We start from the raw sequence: 2,316 nt of genomic DNA, 5'->3' as shown, positions 1-2,316 counted from the left end.
TAGATAAAGTAGAAAATTTGTGGAAAGATATTATAAAGATAAACGATTTGGTTAAGAACTTATAAGCCTGTATAATAGAATAAAATTTTATTTCAATTTATTCGATTTTGAATTATAATAATTTCAAACAAATTAAAACAGTAGAAAATTTAAATTAAAGATTTTATTTTATGAAGATAGACGAATTGGTTTCGATATTAGTTCCCGTATATAATATAGAAAAAAATATAGAAAAAAATATAAACATTCTTATAGAAAAAATCTCTCCGTTTATAACAAATTTTGAAATAATTATTTCGGACGATGGAAGCGAAGACAATTCAAAAAAAGTCATAGAAAAAATATGCGCGGAAAATAAAAATATTTTTGGAGTTTATTCAAAAGAAAATCATGGAAAAGGAAACGCGCTAAAAAGAGCATGCGAAATTGCAAACGGAAAATATATTATATTCTGCGATGGCGATATGGAAATCGACCCTTCGCAACTTAAAAATTTTTTCGACATAATGAATAAAGAAAACGCGGATATCGTAATCGGTTCTAAAAGGCATAAAAATTCCGTAGTCAATTATTCAAACATAAGAAAATTAATTTCATTCGTATATTTCATGTTCGTTAAAATATTTTTTCATTTGCCGATACAAGACACTCAAACGGGATTAAAATTATTCAAAAGAGAAGCCATAATAAATATTTTTCCGAGAATTTTAGTAAAGGCTTTCGCTTACGATTTGGAAGTTTTAGTCGCCTGCAATTCAAACGGCAAAAAAATTGTTTCAGCTCCCGTTATAGTAAATCCGAACAGACATTTTGGATTTATAAAATTAAATGTCCTATGGAAAACTTTTATAGACACATTGGCGATTTTTTACAGATTAAATATAGTGAAATTCTACAAAGATTTATTTGAAGAATTAAAATCAAATCCTCTTGTAAGCATAATAATTCCTTTAAAAAAAATAAACGATTATATAAAAGAAGAAACTGAATATTTGCTCGAACAAACTTATAAAAATTTTGAACTCATTATATTGCCAGATTTTTACTCCGAAGAAGAAATTGATTTAAATATTTTTAAAGATAAAAGAATAAAAATAATAGAAACGGGAACACTGCCTCCAGCCTTGAAAAGAGCGAAAGGAGTGGAAATTTCAAACGGAGAGATTTTAGCTTTTTTGGACGATGACACTTACCCCGAAAAAGATTGGCTTACAAATTCTTTAAGAGCTATGGAAACAAAAAATATAAAAGCGCTTGGAGGACCAGCCGTCACTTCGCCTAAAGATAATTTTTCAAAACAAATAAGCGGACTAATTTACGGTTCTTCGTTAATGAGCGGAAAGCATAAAGCGAGATATGTTCCCGATAAAGTTCAATTTGTTAGCGACTTCCCAAGTTGCAATTTTCTTATAACGAAAGAACTTTATCAAAAAGTCGGCGGATTCGATAGCGAATATTGGCCAGGAGAAGATACGATTCTTTGCAATAATATAATGAAGGATAAAGAAAAAATATTATACACTCCAGAGGCTTTGGTTTATCATCATAGAAGAGATTTGTTTTTCGGGCATTTCAAACAGCTTAAAGGCTACGCATGGCATAGAGGTTATTTTGTGAAAAAATTCGGCGGAAACTCATTCGAACTTTCTTATTTTATTCCTTCGATATTTTTATTGTGGACTTTGTTTACGCCTATAGCTTTAATTTTTAATCTTCCAATTTTAATAAATAATTTAATTCCAGCTTTAAGCGAAAATATAATAACATTTTTATTACTCGCTCCGCATATTTTATATTTTATATGTTTAATCGGAGGTTGGATTAGTTCGTTTTCTTTAATCAAAGGATTTTGCAAAATAGTCGGAATATTTTTATCTCATCTCGTTTACGGGTTTTTCTTTATCAAAGGATTTTTAAGAGGATTGATTAAAAATTAGTCGTTAATTAGAATTCGTTAATTTTCCTAATAACAATGTGGCTTTAGCCCATTGTATGCATTTTTCTGAATGTTAACGCAAGGGGTTCGCTTCTGCGCCCTTTAGGGAAAACCCCTTGTTATCTGTTTAGATTGCTCGCCAGAGGCGGACTTCACGCTGTGTGCCGTAGGCAAAGTCTCGATTTGTAAAACAAATCTCGCAATGACAATGATTATTCCGTCATTACGAGGCTAAGCCGAAGTAATCCAAAATGACAGTTTGCTACAAAATAAAAACGGACAAGGTTGTTCCCTGCCCGTTCAAGTGTGAATTAGAATTATATTGTTATTAAAGAAAAAGATTTTTCCTTACGCTTTCGGTCCAAATCTAAATCCTAATT

1 protein-coding gene is annotated in these 2,316 nt (G+C 30.5%); it reads left to right on the top strand.

What is annotated here, in order from left to right; all coding sequences use genetic code 11:
- Positions 1–170: 170 nt before the first annotated feature.
- Positions 171–1,937 (top strand): glycosyltransferase family 2 protein, encoded by a 1,767-nt coding sequence (locus EZH24_RS10480; protein ID WP_137999072.1) that lies wholly within the window; start codon positions 171–173, stop codon positions 1,935–1,937.
- Positions 1,938–2,316: the final 379 nt, after the last annotated feature.

Source organism: Brachyspira catarrhinii (assembly GCF_005518285.1).
Classification (GTDB): Bacteria; Spirochaetota; Brachyspiria; order Brachyspirales; family Brachyspiraceae; genus Brachyspira; species Brachyspira catarrhinii.
Note: the sequence above shows the minus strand (reverse complement) of the source record. Positions and strands in the feature narration are given on the sequence as shown.

Coding starts and splice junctions, on each gene's coding strand:
- EZH24_RS10480 (WP_137999072.1), top strand. CDS start 171: ATGAAGATAGACGAATTGGTTTCGATATTAGTTCCCGTATATAATATA.